General features: G+C 61.9%; 16 protein-coding genes and 1 tRNA gene. 6 read left to right on the top strand and 11 right to left on the bottom strand.

The window, feature by feature from the left end; translation table 11 throughout:
• Positions 1 to 2: 2 nt before the first annotated feature.
• Positions 3 to 1,760 carry a glucosidase family protein gene (locus NE851_RS18080; RefSeq protein ID WP_047616441.1) on the bottom strand — a complete coding sequence of 586 codons (1,758 nt, stop codon included), beginning with the start codon at positions 1,758 to 1,760 and terminating at the stop codon, positions 3 to 5.
• 362 nt (positions 1,761 to 2,122) lie between these two features.
• Here NE851_RS18080 and NE851_RS18075 point away from each other — a divergent pair, with 362 nt between their 5' ends.
• The 3 genes from NE851_RS18075 to NE851_RS18065 all read left to right on the top strand — a co-directional run bounded on the left by NE851_RS18075 (position 2,123) and on the right by NE851_RS18065 (position 3,890).
• The gene (locus NE851_RS18075) at positions 2,123 to 3,304 is read left to right on the top strand and encodes an ROK family transcriptional regulator (RefSeq protein WP_047616440.1); all 1,182 of its coding nucleotides are present in this window, start codon (positions 2,123 to 2,125) and stop codon (positions 3,302 to 3,304) included.
• A gap of 82 nt (positions 3,305 to 3,386) precedes the next feature.
• Positions 3,387 to 3,680: a helix-turn-helix domain-containing protein gene (locus tag NE851_RS18070; RefSeq protein WP_047616439.1), complete on the top strand. Its 294-nt coding sequence runs from the start codon at positions 3,387 to 3,389 to the stop codon at positions 3,678 to 3,680.
• Positions 3,681 to 3,740: 60 nt separating this feature from the next.
• The gene (locus NE851_RS18065) at positions 3,741 to 3,890 is read left to right on the top strand and encodes a hypothetical protein (RefSeq protein WP_097543008.1); all 150 of its coding nucleotides are present in this window, start codon (positions 3,741 to 3,743) and stop codon (positions 3,888 to 3,890) included.
• A 3-nt stretch (positions 3,891 to 3,893) separates the two neighbouring features.
• Here the strand turns inward: NE851_RS18065 and NE851_RS18060 are convergent, their stop codons facing one another.
• Positions 3,894 to 4,106, bottom strand: coding sequence for a hypothetical protein (locus NE851_RS18060; protein WP_029872887.1), 213 nt, complete (start codon positions 4,104 to 4,106; stop codon positions 3,894 to 3,896).
• Positions 4,107 to 4,300: 194 nt separating this feature from the next.
• On the opposite strand from NE851_RS18060, the gene NE851_RS18055 reads away from it, so the two are divergent.
• A complete protein-coding gene (locus NE851_RS18055) occupies positions 4,301 to 4,534 on the top strand; it encodes a DUF982 domain-containing protein (protein ID WP_097543007.1) in 234 nt (77 codons plus the stop codon).
• Between the two features lie 6 nt (positions 4,535 to 4,540).
• On the opposite strand, the gene NE851_RS18050 is transcribed toward NE851_RS18055, so the two are convergent.
• Entirely contained in the window at positions 4,541 to 4,756 is a 216-nt protein-coding gene (locus NE851_RS18050) for a hypothetical protein (RefSeq protein WP_047616437.1), read from the bottom strand.
• A 499-nt stretch (positions 4,757 to 5,255) separates the two neighbouring features.
• Between NE851_RS18050 and NE851_RS18045 the strand changes: the two genes are divergently transcribed.
• On the top strand, positions 5,256 to 5,888 hold the full coding sequence (locus tag NE851_RS18045) for a class I SAM-dependent methyltransferase (RefSeq protein WP_097543006.1): 633 nt from the start codon (positions 5,256 to 5,258) through the stop codon (positions 5,886 to 5,888).
• A gap of 196 nt (positions 5,889 to 6,084) precedes the next feature.
• Here the strand turns inward: NE851_RS18045 and NE851_RS18040 are convergent.
• The 7 genes from NE851_RS18040 to bcsN form a co-directional block, all read right to left on the bottom strand.
• Positions 6,085 to 6,161: transfer RNA gene (locus tag NE851_RS18040), tRNA-Pro, on the bottom strand.
• Positions 6,162 to 6,259: 98 nt separating this feature from the next.
• Complete coding sequence (locus tag NE851_RS18035) at positions 6,260 to 6,928, bottom strand: HAD family hydrolase (RefSeq protein ID WP_097543005.1); 669 nt, start codon at positions 6,926 to 6,928, stop codon at positions 6,260 to 6,262.
• Positions 6,929 to 7,018: 90 nt separating this feature from the next.
• Positions 7,019 to 9,394, bottom strand: a complete 2,376-nt coding sequence (locus tag NE851_RS18030; protein WP_063474283.1) for a tetratricopeptide repeat protein — start codon at positions 9,392 to 9,394, stop codon at positions 7,019 to 7,021.
• Positions 9,391 to 10,437, bottom strand: coding sequence for a family 8 glycosyl hydrolase (locus NE851_RS18025; protein ID WP_063474282.1), 1,047 nt, complete (start codon positions 10,435 to 10,437; stop codon positions 9,391 to 9,393). Before NE851_RS18025 ends, NE851_RS18030 begins: the two co-directional genes overlap by 4 nt.
• Complete coding sequence (locus NE851_RS18020; RefSeq protein ID WP_097623034.1) at positions 10,434 to 12,896, bottom strand: cellulose biosynthesis cyclic di-GMP-binding regulatory protein BcsB; 2,463 nt, start codon at positions 12,894 to 12,896, stop codon at positions 10,434 to 10,436. Before NE851_RS18020 ends, NE851_RS18025 begins: the two co-directional genes overlap by 4 nt.
• Positions 12,893 to 15,085, bottom strand: coding sequence for a UDP-forming cellulose synthase catalytic subunit (gene bcsA / locus NE851_RS18015; RefSeq protein ID WP_097543050.1), 2,193 nt, complete (start codon positions 15,083 to 15,085; stop codon positions 12,893 to 12,895). The genes NE851_RS18020 and bcsA overlap by 4 nt, the downstream gene beginning before the upstream one ends.
• A 57-nt stretch (positions 15,086 to 15,142) precedes the next feature.
• Complete coding sequence (bcsN, locus tag NE851_RS18010) at positions 15,143 to 16,123, bottom strand: cellulose biosynthesis protein BcsN (RefSeq protein WP_097543049.1); 981 nt, start codon at positions 16,121 to 16,123, stop codon at positions 15,143 to 15,145.
• 326 nt (positions 16,124 to 16,449) lie between these two features.
• On the opposite strand from bcsN, the gene NE851_RS18005 reads away from it, so the two are divergent.
• Complete coding sequence (locus NE851_RS18005; protein ID WP_063474280.1) at positions 16,450 to 16,764, top strand: DUF1236 domain-containing protein; 315 nt, start codon at positions 16,450 to 16,452, stop codon at positions 16,762 to 16,764.
• A 150-nt stretch (positions 16,765 to 16,914) separates the two neighbouring features.
• Here the strand turns inward: NE851_RS18005 and NE851_RS18000 are convergent, their stop codons facing one another.
• On the bottom strand, positions 16,915 to 18,561 hold the full coding sequence (locus NE851_RS18000) for an ATP-binding protein (protein WP_047616423.1): 1,647 nt from the start codon (positions 18,559 to 18,561) through the stop codon (positions 16,915 to 16,917).
• Between the last annotated feature and the right edge of the window lie 204 nt (positions 18,562 to 18,765).

Below are 18,765 nucleotides of genomic sequence, written 5' to 3'. Positions count from 1 at the left end.
GTTCATGACCTTGGCTCCGCATTTGCAGCGTCCAGGCCATATTTCAAGACGACCGCCGCCGGCATGGCACTCCAGCCCTGAAGCAGGGAACCGCGCCCATAAGGCGGCGAGAAATATTCCACCGCACCGATCCAGCCATTGTCGAGGCAGGTTTCCCACCAGCGTGTCAATGCATAGCGTGCACCCCCAAGTCCGTGGCGAAGGCGTTCTTCTGCATAGGCGCCATCCCAATACGGCCAGTCCGAGCCATTGTGGTAGCGGTAGGGAAAAGCGGTCTTGGATCGCAGATCGCCTTGCCGCTTGAATGGCGGATAGGCGCACATGACACCCCAACTGCCATAGGGCTGTTGTTGATTGTTGCGCGTTTCCAGTCTGTTTTCAAAAGCTTTCAACAAGCCGACGGCCCTATGCTTCGAAATTGCGCTGAATCGCGACAAGGTCAGGCTGTCGAGAGCCAGATGATCCTCGATGAAAGCGCCAGGCGTTCCATAATCGATATATCCCGCCGTTGCCGGCACGAAGAGCCTGGCCTCGATTTCTTCACGGGCCAGATTTGCGGTCTTGAGCGCGCGTGCGGCAAGCGTCGGATCGTGGCCCTCGCCAAGCCTTGCCACCGCGTCCATGGCGCCGACGAAAAGACCGAGGTCATAGGAGACGAGACCCTCACGATAGACGTTGTCGGCCCAGTCCCGGTCGTTGCGCGGTTTCAGCGGCAGAACGCTGTCAGCCCCGGCCAGGCCGAGATAGCGATCGGTGATTGCTCTGACGATCGGCCAGTGCAGTTGCACCTCTGCCAGGTCTTGCGTCACGCTGAAATAATCGCTCAGAAACAGAATGAAAAAAAGCGGGCTGTCGAAGTGATCGCTCCACCAGTCCTGCGGACGGTTGTGGTATTCCGGAACGGCTCTTTTGTGGTTTTTGGGATTGGCCTTGCTGTCGGCGACAAAGTGCTGCCAGGCCTGTGATTGCGCCGGCCCCGTCAAGATCACGCCGCTCGGGGCCTCTCCATCCGGCTGCACTCCCTTGGCGAGAATTCGGATCTCGTCGCGCACCACCTCCGGCGCCAGCATCAAAAGAGGCTGCATCGTCCAGTAGCCGTCGCGGTAATAGGTTCGCGCCGGAGCACTATAGGCCTGCCCGGCGGCAAGGCCAGCGAAGGCCCCGTTTTCGTCGTGCCTGATGCTGGAAAGAGCGGCGTGTATCCCCTGGCTGACCATGCTGCGCATCAACGGATCGGCCTCGGGCATCCTGTCGCAACGCGCCGCATATTCAGCGGCTTCCCCGATGATGGCTTCGCTGGTGAGGCTCAACGCTTTCTCAGCTTCGTCTCCTGAGGCGCCGATGGCGATCCGCAAATCCGAACCCGACGTTTCGACAATGAGGACACCCCAGGCCATTTCGAAAGTCTGCCGATGGTGGTTGCGGGTGACCCTCACCCTGGGACCCTTGCCATCCGGCTCGTGCCACCAAGCGCAACGACGCGCAGGGTACACGCCCCGAAGGCTTGCTTGGCGGATCAGCATCACCGGCCGCGACTGCGCGACAAACACGCCGCCCTGTTTCGAGACGACTCGGTTCGGGGCATAAGCATAAGGGCCGGTGAGTGGAGAAAATCTCACACGCCCCAGGCTGCCGGCTCCCCACAGGGCAAGATCAGCATATCCACCCGGATGAACATCGGCCTGAAGGCGCGGCGCCATTACAGGCAGTAATACGGGCTCTTCGGCGAAAAGCTGTCCATCAGTCGAAGGCTTTATCATGGGCAGATCCCCGCACGCCAAGTTCAACAGACAGCAGGACGAGAAAAAGAAATAGAGCCGAATAAGCCCAGGCCAGCTCCTCTTCGGACGACCTTGGCGAGCGCATGTCTACCCGGACGAGACGTATGGCGCATACTGCTCCTCGACCCTCTTTATATCACGCGCATTGGATTGCGCGTTGACCTCAGCCTACAGGCCGATCCCTATTTGTCAAGGACATAGACAAATTGCCGATCTTGCTATACTCAAATCCGGGAGGACGGCGGAGCCAAGCCTCCGAATTTCTCTTCTTCTTGATAATTATGATCTAATATCGCCCCAATTAAGTATGCGCTCCGAACTAATTGGATCGATCTGGCTGGATGGCAATGACATCTTCCGTCGTACAGACACCCATCGCACGAAAAATTTCAACCAATGCGGTGATCCGAACCATTTTGGCAAACGGGCCGATCTCCCGCGCCGATATCGCCAAGCTGACCGGTCTATCAAAGCAGACGATTTCCGAGGTCGTGCGCGACCTCGAGGATGACGGATGGCTGAAACCTGTCGGGCAGACCGACGGTCGTCCAGGCCGGAATGCCATTATCTATGAAATCAATGCGAGGGCCGGACTGGCTGTCTCTATCGATCTCGGAGGCACCAAGATCGCCGCAGCCATCTGCGATCTGTTGGGAAACGTGGTTGCCGAAACCAAAGTGGCCACCGACCCGCGCGGAGGCATGCATCTCGTCAATCAATTCAGCGATCTTCTCGTTGAACTCGCGCTTGCGGCCGGGACCACCGCCGACAAGCTCCGTCTCGCCGTCCTGGGCACACCCGGCGTGCTCGATCCGGTCACCGGACACATCAACGTCGCGCCGAATATCCCCGGCATCGACGCCATAAATCTGCAGCAAGTCTTCAGCGACAGAATGGGTATCACCGTGATCGTGGAAAACGATGTGAACCTTGCGGCGCAAGGGGAGCGGTGGCAGGGACACGGTGTCGAAACCGGCAATTTTGCTTTCGTTGCCCTTGGAACAGGCGTCGGCATGGGCATCATCGCCAACGGAACTCTGTTGCGCGGCGCGCGTGGCGCGGCCGGCGAAATCGCCTATCTCCCGATCGGCGGGGATGCGTTCGATCCCGGCGGCTTTACGCTTGGAACCTTTGAGAGCGCGGTCGGCAGCGTGGCGATGCTGCGCCGCTACACCGGTTTCGGCGGGCGTGACGCATCCACCGTGGCCGATCTCTTCGCCGCGTTTGATGCAGGAGATACAAGCGCCGTGGCCGCAATCGAAGAGACGGCCAGGCTGGTGGCGGTCGCCATTGCGGCAATCGGAGCAACTCTTGATCCTGAACTGGTGATCACCGGTGGCAGCATCGGCTCGAGACCGGAACTCGTGGACGCCATCCGGCGTTTCCTGCCGCGTTGTACCCCTTATCCGCCGCGCATCGAGATCAGCCGCTTCGGAAACCGGGCCGCCCTTATGGGCGGCGTGGGGATCGCGGTCCAGCGCATGCATGATGATCTGTTTGGCGTAAAACTGAGGGACGTTTGAAGAATGCATGCAGCATTGCTTCGTTCGCCAATCAATCGCCGGGCCACTTGAGAAGCGCTGCAAATGCGCTAGATTTTCCACCATGATAACGGCAACGCAGATACGCGGCGCGCGCGCCATGATCGGAATGAGTATCGAAGAGCTCGCCGCCGCCAGCGGCCTGCCCGTGGAGACCGTGACGGCGCTCGAAAACGGTGAATTTGCGGGCGAGCCGCACGCGCTGTTCGATGTGCGCAGTACGCTCGAAGCGCACGGCATCATCTTCCTTTCCAGCGGCAATCAAGATGAAGGCGGCCCCGGCATCCGGTTGCGCGCACGCAGCTCCAGCGATGACGGCATCCGGCCGGAAAACCTCAACGCCGCCAACGACGACTGACGGAACCAATCGGTGCGCTAAGCGTTTCGCTGTCCCATGAACACATCCGGGGGCAGTCTCTTGAACCGAAGCAATGGTCTCTACGCCATCATCGGCGTTCTCGTCGTCGCCGTCGTCGGTCTCGGCGCCTACATCTTCCACGAGGAAAGCAAGCCGCAGGGGATCGAGATGAGCATCGGCAAGAATGGTGTGTCGATCGAGCAGAACTGATCGTCAGAGATAGGTTTTTGCAAGATCGGCGAGTTTGCCGCCGTCTTTCACGCCCTGCCTGTAGAGCTGAATGATGACCGCACCGATCCGCTCGGCCTCCGGTGTCGTCCTGGCCAGGCCGCGTTCGTCGCAGACCTTGTCGAGCACTTGCGACAGCAAATCGAGATCTTCCGAAAATAGCGGTAAATCATGCGGATGAATTGATGATCGTAACATCACGCCGCACATCCTCCGAGGGCAAACGCATTCACGCTTGCATCGCCGGCCGCCCTCCGCAACCGTCATAAAATCATTATGCGCGACGGTCCGAACTTTAGCAACTGCGCAAATTCCCGGGGAATAAAATTATGGAACAAAATTTTGTCCCGCGCGTTTGGTGGCGCTTGTAACAGGAATCAGTGAGTGCAGACGTGAGCGAAATACGCTTTCCCTCCCCCGTCCGGGTCCTTTCTCCAAATAGCAGCCTGATCGTTTCCACCGTCTGGGAGGCCGTCGAATATCTGAAACGGTGGCCGAGCAAGCGCGGGCGCGATTATCGCGTTGCGCGCCAGCATTGCCTGGATGCGCTCGACGGACTGCGCAGCCCGCGCGCAGCGCAGGCTTCCTTCGCCACGGCAGCCAAAGCGGCAGGATTGCTGGTGTGAATTGCTCTAGCTGCTACGGCCGCTGGCGGCGAACTGGGGATGGATGGAGCCTTCCGTGATGACCTTGGCGGTCACCTCGATCACCTGCTCCTCGGCGAGTTCAGCGAGCGCGAGGGCGACATCGCCCTCCGACCAGCCGGCTTTGACGGCCTCTTCCGACAGAGCTTGGAAAGCGGCTGCGAGGGCCTGCCTGCAAGTGAGATTCTGCTTCATATCCGCCATGCGCTCGCACTAGGCTATTTCTGACAGGGATAATGTTAATCTACACATATTCGCCAGAAAGCGAAGAGGGTTCAGATCTTTTTCAAATCAAAATTGGGCTCTTAACTTCAAAGCTCTGTATAGCCTTAACAAAATGCAACAATCATCACCTCTCCCAACTGAGGCAGTACCAAAAAGAACTACAGGAACTATTTGCGACACACTCCCAAAGGGTATTCCGGCGCGTTATTTATTTTAAATGGTCGAAACGGCTGGAGCCGATACAGCGGCCCTTTGGTCCGCGAGAATGCGGCAACCTCAATTGCGGCCCGTTTTCAGCATCTTCCTGGCACCCTGTCAATCAGCTTCGCGGATTTCCCCGAGACGAGCGCCGGGACCGCTGGAGATCCCTTGGCAGCCGCGAACGCCTTCGGCGTTTATCACCTTAATACCACAACGACACCACACTGCCGTCAAAGTCCGCCGTACCATTGCGGCGGCTCACTTATCAGGAGGTAATATGTCTATCGAACTGGACGCGACTACCTATGTCCACGCCAAGCCGGCGACCGCCCATTCCTATATCTTGCCGGCCGTTGTCGATGTTCTCGAGAATAATTTTCAGGAGGCAAACGAGACTGCAGTTTTCGACCTCGGTTGCGGCACCGGCGGTGCTGCCGCCGTGCTGGCAAAAAAAGGTTACGACGTCGTCGGTGTCGATCCGTCCGAGGACGGCATTGCGAAAGCGAGAACGGCTCATCCCGATCTTCCGCTGGAGATCGGCTCTGGCTACGAAGATCTCTCCAGCCGGTACGGGACCTTCGATGCGGTGATAAGCCTCGAAGTGGTGGAGCACGTTTATGATCCCAAAGCTTTCTCTGCCACCATTTACGATCTGGTCAAGCCCGGCGGCATCGCGGTCGTGTCGACGCCTTTTCACGGTTACTGGAAAAATCTGGCGTTGGCCGTAAGCGGAAAGATGGATGACCATTTCATGCCGCTCAAGGACCATGGCCATATCAAATTCTGGTCTCCCGAAACGCTCAGCACGCTGCTCGTCGAAACAGGCTTCGAAGACGTCGACTTCGAATATGTCGGGAGGATTCCGCTGCTGGCGAAGTCGATGATCGCGATCGCTCAGAAACCGCACTGAAGACGGCGTAACGCCCGCCGTGTTTTCAATGGCGGCGCAGCAACTCGTCTGCAACATCAACAAATGACGTTTTCGTTCGGGACTTTTCCGGGGTTTTCGGTTCCCGTTTCAGCACTACTGGCCATGTCTCGTTCCGTTTTCCGCCGCCGGCGGGACGAAGAAAGTGACATTCTGACTGGGATTTCAAGGGGATAAATGGTCGGGGCGACTGGACTCGAACCAGCGACCCCTTGACCCCCAGTCAAGTGCGCTACCGGGCTGCGCTACGCCCCGACCTGCCGAAACGGCTTGCTTCGTTTAGTTTTTCAGCGCGTGCAATGCAAGCGGAAAAACCTTGCCTCCCACAAAAAGGAAGCGGTTTGTGCGAATGCTCAGATCGCGGCGAGTGCCAATCGGCCTTCAGCGGTTTGAATGGGCTGCCATGCCTGGTAGTTGGCGATCGAAAAATGCGGTGTTTCGAATGGGGTGGCGTGGGTTTCGGTGATGACGGTGACGTCGGCGCCGGCGGCTTCACCGGCGAGGATGCCGGCGACGGCATCTTCGAAGACCAGGCATTTCGCGGGATCGACGCCGAGGCGGCTTGCGCCGAGCAGATAACCTTCGGGGCTGGGCTTGCCTGATCTGACCTCCTGGCCGCTGACGATGACCTTCGACATCGGGATGCCGGCGGCAGCCATGCGGCGCCTGGCGAGCTCGATCGGCGCCGAGGTGACGATTGCCCATTTGTCATCGGCAATGGCGGAGAGGAAGCGGATGGCTCCCGGGATTTCGACGATGCCGGAGACATCCTCCATCTCCTCGGCGAGCAGCAGATCCGCCTCGTGGGCCGGATCGACGCCGGGCAGGCCGAGCCCGCGGATGACGTCGGAGGCACGGATGCCGTGGATGGTCTTCAGGAAAACCTCCGGTTCGAAGCCGTGGCGCCTTGCCCAGTCGCTCCAGACGCGTTCGACGACGGCGATGGAATTCAGGAGGGTTCCGTCCATATCGAAGAGGAAGGCATCATAGGACCTGTCGAGGACGTCATGGCGAGCGGGCACGGGCTTTTCCTTGAAGCATGAGGCCGGGAAGCATGAGGCCGCGGCGGCCCCTGCGCAGGCGAGTAGCGGAGAGCGGCGGCGGCGTCAACGTCAGTCGTTGACGTCCGGATGGGTGACGTTGCGGACGTCGGCAAGGCCGCGGGCGGCATCACGGCTGCCGGTCGCGGCAGCGGCTTCGAAGATACGGGTCGCATCGCCGTACATTTTGAGATTGAGGTAGCAGTAGCCGCGCAGAACCATCAGGTCGATACGTTCCTGCTGCAGCTGGGCACGCTGATCGAGATAGATCAGGGTTTCGCGATAACGGCCGGCATCGAAGGCCGAAAGCGCCCGGTCGGCGAGGATCGCCACCTGAAGCTCGGCGGCGCGCTGTCGGTTCTGTGGCGCCTTGGTGGCCGCGACGGCAGCATTGCCGGAAAGGCCGGCGCGCAGATAGGCAAGACTCTGGCCGTAGGCCGCGTCTTCACGGACCTTGCGGGCCGGGCTCTGCAATGCCGCCTCGAAGGCCGAGATCGCCTCCATCGGCCGGTTGATATCCATCAGGCACCAGCCGCGCGACAGGGCGTCGGCCGGGCTGAGCTGCCCTGCATCGATGGTCGTCGAGCAGCCGCGTGTCTGGCGCGGACCGCGCTGGACGGTCACCGTCTGCAGCGAAGGCCTTGCCGCGCCAACGGCGACTTCCGGCTCCGGCTGCTGTGCAGGTCCCTGCTCGGCTGGGAGCGGTTGAGCGGCGGTCGGACGCGGCGGCTGCGTCGGCTGAACCGGCTGCTGCGGAGCGAGCGTCCCCTTCTCTGTCGCGACCGCATTCGGCGTCAGCGAGGAGGTATCTTCGAGTTTGGTGATCCGGGTCGACCGGCCGGCCCAGGCGCGCTGGAGGTCGAGCACGCCCTTGCGGTCGCTCAACTGCTCGCGGGTGATGACAAGGCCATAGGCGGACGGTTCGTCATCAGGTTTCCAGGCAAGAGCCGTCTCGAACCAGCGTGCGGCGGTCTGGAACTGATTGAGTGAACGGGCATACCAGCCGAACTGCTGCGCCGTCGGCGCGTATTTGCGGGCGATGACTTCGGCGGCGACGCGATGCAGCACATCCTCGGCCAGATCGGCCGGCGGCTGCAGCGCCATCAGATTGGCGGTGGCGGCGAGATAGGTTGATGTTGCATCCTCGGAATCGGCGCGCCAGCGGAACATCACCTCTTCGGCTTCCTGCGGCGCCTTGCGGGCAATCAGCGCCAGCGCCAGCCCCTGCGAAGCGGCCGCCGAATCTTGCTTGGCGCGGGCGGCGCGGAACCACTTCTCGGCATCGGCATCGTTGTTGCGGCGAAGCTGATACCAGCCGAGCAGCAGCGCATCCGAGGCAAGCCCCTGGGTCGCGGCGAGCTTTTCGAGACGGGCGACATAATCGGGCGCGATGGCGAGATTCGGATCGTCATTGCCTTCGGCCATGAAGCGCCGGGCGAGGTTGTCGCGGATCGCATCGAATTCGCTGCTGCCCTCACTGGCAGGCCTCTCCAGCGCGAGCAGCGCCTGCATCGGCTGGTAGGCAAGCAGCGTCGAGGCTTTTTCGACCGTCGCCTGCCGCTCGGCCGGATTGGGGCAGTTCTTCAGGATATAGGTGTAGGCGTCCTGGCCGCGCTGCGTCCTCTCGGTCCGGATGAAGGCTTCGGCCACGCGCCAGAGAATATCGATCTCGCTGCAGGTGAGCAGGCTCGGCGTTGCGGCAGCGGTATCGACCACCGTCGCAAATTGCTTGAGGTCGGACGCATTGATGAGGCGGGCGCGGGCCTCGGCGACATCAAGCCGGTCGAGCAGATCGGCCGGCGGCTGCCATCCGGCATCGGCTGCCTGGCGGTCGGCGATCGCCTTGCGCAGCTCCGCATAGCGGCCATCGGAATAGAGTTGCCACATGGCCTCGAGCTGTTTGTCGCCATTCTGCGGCACGGCGAGCGGATCGGCCGGCGGAACCCAGTTGGGGTAGAGCGCCTGAAGGCGGGAGATTTCGGCCTGCAGGCGCAGCTTGTCGCCGCGGCTGGCGAAATAACGAAGCGCACTTTCATCGACGGCGGGCGGCGGCGGCGCCGCAGCCTGTTGCGGCGTGGGCGGCTCGGAAACGATGGGGGGCGTGACCGGCGCCGGCGGGGCGGCCGTCTGCGGTGCCGCAGGTTGTGATGCCACAGGTGGAGGGACTTCGGGCTGCTGTGCTGCGGCATCCGGCGCGGATGTATCCGGTGCCGGCGGCGGCGAGGAAGTGATTGCCTCGATCTTGTCGGCGACGAGCTGCGCGTTGAATTCGGAATTGCCGCCGGGAGCATCGGCCGGCTTGATGCGGCCCATCATCATCAGCTCCGGCACCGGCTTGCCGGCAGGCCCAAGGCCGAACCGTTCCTGCAGAGCGGCACGATCCTTCAACCCGGTGACGAGGGTCGCCACCACGACTGCCGCTGAAACCGCCACGAGGGAAGACTTCACAGACACTCCGGATGCTTCTCCCCGATATAGGCCAGCCCCAGCAACTGGAGCGTAGACGGATAATAGAGTGCGGGCGCAAATTGCAGGGCCGAGCCCGGCAGCTTGGTCCCATCGATTACACAGGCCACAACATCGTTAACAATTCTATAACCCGGATCCGGCAACACGGCCTTCGGCCGGCCGGTGGTCAGATCGAAGGTGGCGGGAACACCGTCTTTCGACATCCCTTCGCGCAGGTGGGTCAGCAGCGCCTTGTCGGTGACGCCGCCGCGAACGAGATAAAGCGGAATGCGAATGGCGTTATAGGCAAATTCCGCATCGAAACCCTGGGCCGGCTGCGGCTGACCGCGCAGGCTCACCCATTCGGCGGGAAGCTTGCGCGGGCCGAACTGCATCGTCTTCAGCAGCGCCACGCCATCTTCCGACAGTTGTTTCCAGGCATCCGACGGAGCGAGCGCCGCCATCACCGGAATAGCCTCGTAAATCCAGTAGGACGGGTTGACGACGGGACCGTCGTCACGGTCGCTGCCGGTAAAACCCTCGCTTCCCGGCAACAGGAGCGTCCGGCCAGCCGAGCGCACGACGGTTTCGGCAAGCAGCGCCTGCGCCATGCGGGAGGCGGCAAGGATATAGTCCTCGCGTTTCCACGCCGTGCCGGCCAGCGCCAGCGCATAGGCGATCAGCATGTCGCCATCCGAGGCGTTGTTGGTGTCGGTGACGTGCGGCTTGACGTTCGGATCCCATTTCCAGACGGCCAGGCCATCGTCGCGCAGCAGCAGTTCGGTGCGGGTAAAATACCAGATCTGCTCGAAATCGGCGGGGCTAGCGGCGAGATAGGCGAGCAGCATGCCATAGCCCTGCCCTTCGCTGTGGCTGATATTGCCGTTGCCGTTGTCTACGATACGGCCGCTCGCATCGAGAAACTTCGCCTTGTATGCCGACCATGCGCCGGCATTGATCATCGCCTGCTGCGCAACGGCGGGCGCTCCAGCCGGAGCGAGCGCGACCGATGCCGCAAGCAGGAGCGCGCGTAACCGTCTCATTTCGACCGACCCAGCCTTCCGAGCATGCTTGAGGTGGTGACCCCGATCAGCAGCACGAAGACGACCAGCAGGAAGGCATAGGAGAGGATATTCGTCGACAGCCAGTTGGCGGCGATCAAGCGGTAATTGGAGATCGACCAGGGGGTGGACGGCACGAAATCGAAACGGGTGACGGGCACGGTCTCGATCTTGCCTGTCTTGCTCGAGTAGGTGGTGATGTGGCCTGATATCTGCGGCCAGTTCAGCTGCGCGGTCAGAACCTCCAGCCCTTCGCGCAAATCCTTCGCCGACGGCGCCGTCACCACGGTCCACGCGCCCGCCCCCGCGGGACTGGAGCCCTGGGCCACCAGGAGCGTGTCGACGTTGGACGGCGTGAAAATCTCCTCGGCGCCGGGCACGAATTGCAGCGAACTGCGGGAGATATCGAAATTGCGCGACACCCATTCGCGGAAAGCCGTGATCCGGTTGTGCAAGACACCGCCGCTGACCTTGGAATTCCATTCCTCAAAGGCCGTACCGGTATCGACGACGCTCGCCTGCGTATCGGCCACCGGACGCCACGAGGCCTGGCTCTCCGTCGAAATATTGGCCTGCGACAACGCGGTGGCCGGCATCTGCGAGACGGAGCCGATGAAGATGGCGTCGCGATCGCCGATCATATTCGGCGAGGCGACGGTGTCGACGTCAATCGGATGGCCGGCCGTGATCGCCATCTGGCCGAGCAGCGTGGCGGCGGCCGAAAGCGTATCGGCATCGACGCGGTCGATAAAGAGCGGCGTCGGCTCGGTGGCCCGACCATAGGGATAGGCGGTGCCGGACATTGCCGCCAGATTCGGACGCTGACCGACGCGGGCAAAATCCGGAATCTGCAGCTCGGATGTGTCGAACAGGGCAAAGCGCGGCGTCGCACCGGCCGTGGCGCCCGGCGCGCAAGCCGCATCGTCCTTGGTCATCAGGATCGCCTCGATCGCCACCGAATTGAGACCGGGCTTGAAGTGCCGCATCGTCACGCGGATCGGCAGATGACGGAGAATGCCGCCGGTGGTGGTGGTAATCGGCACGGTGGAGGCGATGTTGTCGTTGACGTAGATATCGATGTGGCTGCCGGGCAGCACGTTATCGGTATAGGCGGCGTCGAGCAGCACCTTCGCCTCGCCGTAGGCATTGGCATAAAAATCGGCCGGCACGGCAACATTGAAACTGGTCCGCAGCCGCCGGCCGGAGAATTCGGTGGTCTTCACGCCGAGTTGGGACAAGGCGATGTTCGTATCGGAAAAGACCAGCGGCGCGTTCGGCGCGCTCCAGCGCTCGGTCGTCAGCACGTCGCGGCGGACATCCGAGGACCTGTCCGTCGGCGAGACGATGGTATCGATCGCCGAGGAGACCGCCTGCCAGGAGGGGCCGCTGATCAGAAGCACCGGCGAACCGCTGCGCGGATCGGTGGCGAAAGCGGCGAATGCCGCACTTTCGGCGCCGGGCGGCAGGCTGGGAAAGAGCGGCCGCAGCTCCGCCGCGGTACCGACGAGCACGCTGAGTTTACCTGGCCCGGCGGCCGGAAGCGAAGCGGTGCTGAAGGCAAAGATCTGGTTCGGCATGCTGCTCAGCACCGACAGGCCCTGCGCCAGTCGCAGCAGCGGCTTGGTGGTTCCCGGCTGCTCCAGTGCCGGGACGACGATGTCGAACTCGGTCTTGCCGGCGCCGTTGACGCCGATGGCGCGGATCGCGTCGGCGCTCGACAGCTGGGCGGCATCCCTGCCGGCAAAGCTCAGATAGGTTCCGGCCGGATCGATGTTCGACCACAGCTCATAAGTGGACTGGATGCTGCAATCGGTGCGGTGGCGCTGGGCGGCCTCGAAGGTGACGAGATTGGCGCCGGGCTGCAGCAAACCGGGCGGAACCTGGAAGGTGACGGCCGACGGTCCATCCGGCGAGCCGACGCGCTGTTGGCCGATCGGGCGGTTGTTGAGATAGACGGTCACCGCCGATGCCTCAGGCGCGACGACGATCGCATTCTGGTAGGCGAAGGTAAAGCTTGCCTTGGCCGCCGCCTGTTCCGGCGTCAGATAGACCGACCATGACCGGCGATCGTATTCGCCACTGAGATCCAGTTTCGAAAAGGGCACGACATAGCGACGGACATCGCCGGAGCGCGGCGGCGCTGCGGTATTTGCCGCCGCGGCTGGCTGGAGCGCGGGTGCTGCCAGTTGCGGCTGGACGACAATCGTCAGAGGAACGGCTGCGGGAGCAGGAGCGGCCGGCGTTGCAGGTGCGGGTGTTACGGAAACCGGAGGCGTGCCGGGAGCGGGTGCAGGGGCTGTCGGCGGCGTGGGTGGCGTCAATCTCGGGGTAACGGATGCCCCGGGTGGCCGCTCGCCGGACATGTCGAAGGGCGCCGTCTGCGCCTGGGCAAAGGCGGAGGCATTCAGCAGGAGAAGCGAGGCGGCGACGATCCTTCTCATCCGGCATTGACCTTTGCCGCCCGCTGCTGGGCTTCCCGCTCCGGCCGCATGCTGCGGAAGAAGTAAATGAGGCCCCGGCTCGTCTGGTAGAACGACAGGCCGAGGAACCAGATGGTGCCGCGGATCAGGCCGGGATTGCGGCGGCGCGAGGCCTGAAACTCGGTCCACTGACCGGAATTGGCAAACATCAGGTCGGCGATCAGGCGATGGTCGAGCGCGCTTTTCGGCACGTACTGGCAGCCGACATTGCTGATGTCGCCCGACGGCTCGATGTTGCGGACGATGAGCGGCAGGGTTTCCAGATCGGCGCCGCTATAGGGCCGGAAGCGGATTTCGCCGAGTGCGCCGACCAGCATCTCGTCGAGTTGCTTGTTGAAGATGTGAAGCCTCGCACCGTGGACGGAAACGTCCTCGATCGAAGCCGCGTACCACTTGCCGTTGGCGCCGAATTCGCAGCGCCGGTTAACTCGGACGCGGCGGGACAAGGCGCGCTCGCCGCGTTCCGACACGACACCCAGCGCGCAACCGGCCATGATCAGGTTGATGAGGTTCCAGCCGCCGACGACGAGCGTGACGTCGGCCTTATAAGGCTCGGCATAGATCCTGTAGATGGTGATGATGAGCGCGACGATCTGTACCGCAAAGATGACGAAGAACGGACGGCTGATCTCCGACAGACGGCTGACGGCGATCGATTCATCCTTGGCGGTGACCTTGAAGGTCGGCTTCCTCGGATTGAGCATGACGGAGACCACGGCCGGCAGCAGATGTACGGTCTGGACATATTCGTACAGCTCGGAAATCCAGGGCCAGCGGAACGACCCGTAGAGGTAGTTCTGCATCATCAGGTTCACGAGCATGTAGGCCAGCGTATAGGCAAGGAACTCGCCGCCGGAGGCGGTGAAGATCTCCAGATCGAAGAACAGGTAGAAGAGCGGCGCAAACAGGAAGATCGTCCGCGGGAACGGGAAGAGCCAGAAAAGCGTAGACGACATGTAGCAGAAGCGCTGCGGGATCGTCAGGCCGCGCTTCAGAAGCGGGAAGCGAAAGCGCAGGATCTGCATCATGCCCTGCGCCCAGCGGCTGCGCTGACCGATGAAGCTTGCGAAGGTGGCCGGCTGCAGGCCGGCGATCAGCGGCTTGTCGACATAGATGCTGTTCCAGCCGCTGCCATGAAGCGCTAGCGCCGTCTCGCAATCCTCGGTGATGCTGATGCCGGAAAAGCCGTTCTGGGATTCGAGCGCCTTGCGGCTCAGAACCGCCGCCGAGCCGCAGAAGAAGGCGGCGTTCCATTTATCGAGGCCGCGCTGGATGATGCCGTAGAACATCTCGTTCTCGCTCGGCATCTTGTCGAAGGTGCGCAGATTGCGCTCCAGCGGATCGGGATTGATGAAGAAGTGCGGGGTCTGGACGAGGAAGAGCTTCGGATCGTCTTCGAAATAACCGACGGTCTCGAGCAGGAAATCGCGAGCCGGCGCGTGGTCGGCATCGAAGACGGCGATGAGTTCGCCGGTCGAATGTTTCATGCCGTTGTTGAGATTGCCGGCCTTGGCGTGCTCGTTGCGGTCGCGCGTGAGGTAGCTGACGTCGAGATCCTGACAGAGTTGCTTCAGCTCGATATGGCGGGCGGCAGCCGCCTGGGCTTCGAGCAGCTTGCCGGAATTGCGCTTCTGCAAGCTGCCGCCGTCGTCGAGCAGCCAGACATGCAGCTTCTCGGCCGGATAATCCATGGCCTTGGCGGCGGCGAGCGTGTTTCCGAGAAGCCCGGCATCCTCGTTATAGGACGGTACGAAGACATCGACATGCGGCAGACGCCCGGGATTGGCGGCACGCGAGGGGCGCGGCGGCAGCGGTGTGGCGACGATGAAAAGGCTGAGCGCCAGCATCGCGACGCTATACATTTCGGCGAGATAGAGCAGCAGGCCGGGAATGAAATTCTCAGGCTGGTTCATAGGCGGCAGCGTATTGGTGGTGCGCCAATAGACATAACGCAGCACGATCGAAGTGCCGAAGGCAAGCGCCACGAGGCGCCACGTCCCCTCGCCCTTCAAGACCTTGATCACCGCCATGACGGTTACCACGGTGATGCTGGTGATGAGCTGGGTCTGCAGGTTGACCGGCAGCGTGATCAGCACGATCAGGCAGAGCGAAACCACGGCCCATATGATGACACTGCGGGCTTTGCGCATCGTCGTTCCTTCGAAGTTGCTCAACCAGGGCGCCTTCCGGCGCCCCTGGCATGCTCACTATTTCCGGCAGGCGGCCGTCATGGCCGCGTCGCCTATACAGTCCGGCGAAGGCACGGTGACGCCGATCGCCCTTGCCGATTGTTGGTTCGGCGCAGGCGCGGCATCCGGCTTTGCGCTCGTCTGTGGCGCCTCGCCCGGCAGCGGCACGCGCGGGCCAATGGGCGCGGGCATAGGTGCTGCGCCTTGAGCCGGTTGCGAGGTCGGGGTCTTGCGAAGAGGCGTTGCCCGCGGCCGGCTGACAATCGCGGGCGCCGGCTCATAGCCGATCGGCATCGGACTGGCGCGATAACCGCCCTCGTCGGGATAGATCGGCGCGCCGCTGCGCCCGAGCGCACCATCGGCGGGCGGCGGATTGCCGTAAGGATTCCAGATCTCGCCGTCGAACGTGCCTGATACGGTGTAGCCGTAGACAATGCCGAGCAGCTGACGCTCGGTAGCACTCGCATCGCAGAGACGCAGACGCAGCTGGATCATGCCGAAATTGCGCGCCTGGGTATTGGCGGCGGCACTCGACCGGATCTGTTGCCAGGCATAGATGCAGGTGTCGCCTGCGCGGCTGCGGCCGGCGGCATAGCCGAAGGGCCCATAAGCGTTTTGCAGGAAGGTCGCCGAGGTCGCCATCGGCACACCGGGGGCCGAGCGGGCCACCTCGCGGGTAATGCCGCTCTCGTTGATCATGCTGAAGCCGGCATTGCCGGTGCCGGGATTGGCGCCGGAAGCGCCGAGGAACTGGACCTTGAGGAAATTCTGACCGGGCACGGCGGATGAGGTAAACAGCGAGATCGTCTGCTCGACGCCGTTGCCGCGCTTGCGCTCGACGACGCTGACGATCGACGGGCCGCCCGGCGGCGGCAGGACCAGCGCCTTTTCAGGCGCCACGGTTTCCGGCCCGGAAGGCTGATGCACACCGCCGGTCGACGTGCAGCCGGCCATCACGCCTGCCACGGCCATCAGCGATATCGTCTTCCGCAAACGCATGTTTCGAGCCGCCGCAATCGTCTTTTCAGATATCCATTCGCGAACCGAAACGCGACGGACCTTCGAATCAACGACCACCCGGCCGTTCATCCGACATAAACCGCCAGCATGGTTAATGAAGAGTAAAAAAGAACGAGCCGCTGATATCACCGGAGGGAATCACACTGGACGTTATTCGGACAGCTCAACCGTATGATGCACAAACCAGTTTCGCAACACCTCAACCGCTCTCATTGCGCGTGTCTCCGTCCGGCAAAAGTCAGTGGGGAACTATGCCGCATGGCCGGCGTTGCGTTGATGTCTGGGTAGGAAAAGGAGAATATCCCATGCGCAAGATCATGCTGGCTGCGGCCGCCATGCTGACCATCAGCTCCGCCGCCTTCGCGCAGAGCACCGTCATCGTCACCGATCCCGCACCGACCGGCTCCGTGGTATTGCCCGGCGAAGTGCGCACCTATGTGATGGAGCAAACCGCGCCGTCCGTCGTCTATGAAGGCGATATCGCAGTCGGCGCGACACTGCCCGATACCGTCGAAGTGCATACCGTGCCCAACGTCGACGGCTACGGCTACACCGTCGTCAACGAGCGGCGCGTGATCGTCGAGCCGAAGACGCACCGCATAATCCAGGTCCTGGAATAATCTGATCTAACTGTGGACGTGCGGCCGTCTAGAACAGGATGTTTTTTGGGCCCGGCCAGCCTAAAATCTAAATCCTGTTCTAAATTAAGGAGTAGAACATGATGTCGTGCGAAAACCGCACACACTTTTCGGCATTATGATCTAGCGGCTTCACGTCCGCTCATCTTCCATCCTCACCGGCACATTCAGAAGTTCACGAATCTTGTGGGCGAGCTGCTCCAGGCTGAAGGGCTTGGCGAGCAGGGAAACGCCGTGATCGAGCACACCATTGTGGACGATGGCATTGCGGGTGTAGCCCGTCGTGTAGAGGATCCGGATCGCCGGCCATTTTTCCTGGACGACATCGGCAAGCTGGCGTCCGCTCATCTGCGGCATGACGATATCGGTGAAGATCAGGTCGACTGCCGCATTCTCCTCCAGAAGCAAAAGCGCCTCCATACCGCTTGCCGCCTGCAATACGGTGTAACCGAGTTCATGCAGGCTTTCTGCGGTCATGGTGCGGACGTTCTCATCATCCTCCACCACCAGGATCGTATCGTTGACGCTGCCCTGAGGAAGCGGCTGAGCGCCGGCGGCGCTCAAGCGGGCGTCCGTCGCGCCGACATGACGGGGAAGATAGATCTTCACCGTCGTGCCCCTGTCGATTTCCGAATAGATCTTGATGTGGCCGCCGCTCTGCTTGATGTAGCCGTAAACCTGGCTAAGGCCGAGACCGGTGCCCTTGCCGGGTCCCTTGGTCGTGTAGAACGGGTCGAAGGCGCGCTCGATCACCTCCGGCGACATGCCGGTGCCGGTATCGGTGATGCTGATCATCACATACTGGCCGGCCTCCACCTCCGAATGCATGCGCGAATAGCGCTCGTCGAGTTCGGTATTGGCGGTCTCGATCGTCAGATTTCCGCCGCCCGGCATGGCATCACGGGCGTTGACGGCCAGGTTCAGAATAGCGTTCTCGAGCTGGCTCAGATCGGCAAAGCTTGGCCAGAGGCCACCGGCGAGCACGGTCTCGATCCGGATCTGCTCGCCGAGCGTGCGCCGTAGCAGCTCGGACATGCCGCCGACCAGCTTGTTGAGGTCGATCACTTCAGGCGCGAGCGGCTGCTGGCGCGAGAAGGCGAGAAGGCGCGCGGTCAGAACGGCCGCCCTCTGCGCGCCGTCTTTGGCGTTCTGGATGGAATTCAGCAGCCGGGGATCCTCGTTGCCGGTCAGGCGCCGCTGGGCGAGATCGAGGTTACCGATGATGATCGCCAGCATGTTGTTGAAATCGTGAGCGACGCCGCCGGTCAGCTGTCCGATCGTCTCCATCTTCTGCAACTGGCGGACCTGCGCCTGAGCGGCAGCATTCTCTTCCATCTCGTGCCGGAGCTCGGCCGTGCGCTGGACCACCGTCTCTTCGAGGCGCGTGTTGAAGCTGTTGAGCTCGTTGCGAAGGCGGCTCTGCCGCTCATGGGCGATAATGATCATCTCCATCAGGCCGACGATGATCGCGGCATTGATGAGATAAGTGGAAAGACCGACCCATTGGCCGGCGCTGACCGGCCAGAAAATATTGTGCGGCTCGACGAAAAATTGCTGGACGATGAAAGCGGCAAGCATGGCCGCGACAAGGCCCGGCCCGGCGCCGCCGATGAAACTTGCGAGCAATATCGCCGGAAGGAAGCTCAGAAAGGGAAAGCCGGAGAGATAGTCGCTGGCGGCAAGCCTCAAAAGAAACGTCAGACCAACGAAGGCAACGGCAAGCGGGTAGGTAAAACCCGGCCTGTGACGCAGCCAATCCGTGGCACTCAGCAAATCCATCCGACACCCCTTCTTACAGCACCGCCATGTCTTTTCAGACGCGCAAAAGACGCTGTAACACTTTGGATTTCTGCATAATTTTATCCCGAAATCGATTCGGATTTCAGGAATTATGCAGCAAGTGGCCGTTGCGCGGCCGGCATCCCAGCTTTTGCACATCGAATTTCAACCGGCAATATGCTGTTTCTCACACTGCCGGGCACG

This window comes from Rhizobium anhuiense bv. trifolii (assembly GCF_024346605.1).
Taxonomy (GTDB): domain Bacteria; phylum Pseudomonadota; class Alphaproteobacteria; order Rhizobiales; family Rhizobiaceae; genus Rhizobium; species Rhizobium anhuiense.
The sequence above is the reverse complement of the archived record's forward strand: the minus strand, read 5'-3'. Positions and strand labels throughout refer to the sequence as shown.

Coding starts and splice junctions, on each gene's coding strand:
- NE851_RS18080 (WP_047616441.1), bottom strand. CDS start 1,760: ATGATAAAGCCTTCGACTGATGGACAGCTTTTCGCCGAAGAGCCCGTA.
- NE851_RS18075 (WP_047616440.1), top strand. CDS start 2,123: ATGGCAATGACATCTTCCGTCGTACAGACACCCATCGCACGAAAAATT.
- NE851_RS18070 (WP_047616439.1), top strand. CDS start 3,387: ATGATAACGGCAACGCAGATACGCGGCGCGCGCGCCATGATCGGAATG.
- NE851_RS18060 (WP_029872887.1), bottom strand. CDS start 4,106: ATGTTACGATCATCAATTCATCCGCATGATTTACCGCTATTTTCGGAA.
- NE851_RS18050 (WP_047616437.1), bottom strand. CDS start 4,756: ATGGCGGATATGAAGCAGAATCTCACTTGCAGGCAGGCCCTCGCAGCC.
- NE851_RS18045 (WP_097543006.1), top strand. CDS start 5,256: ATGTCTATCGAACTGGACGCGACTACCTATGTCCACGCCAAGCCGGCG.
- NE851_RS18025 (WP_063474282.1), bottom strand. CDS start 10,437: ATGAGACGGTTACGCGCGCTCCTGCTTGCGGCATCGGTCGCGCTCGCT.
- NE851_RS18020 (WP_097623034.1), bottom strand. CDS start 12,896: ATGAGAAGGATCGTCGCCGCCTCGCTTCTCCTGCTGAATGCCTCCGCC.
- bcsA (WP_097543050.1), bottom strand. CDS start 15,085: ATGCGCAAAGCCCGCAGTGTCATCATATGGGCCGTGGTTTCGCTCTGC.
- bcsN (WP_097543049.1), bottom strand. CDS start 16,123: ATGCGTTTGCGGAAGACGATATCGCTGATGGCCGTGGCAGGCGTGATG.
- NE851_RS18005 (WP_063474280.1), top strand. CDS start 16,450: ATGCGCAAGATCATGCTGGCTGCGGCCGCCATGCTGACCATCAGCTCC.
- NE851_RS18000 (WP_047616423.1), bottom strand. CDS start 18,561: ATGGATTTGCTGAGTGCCACGGATTGGCTGCGTCACAGGCCGGGTTTT.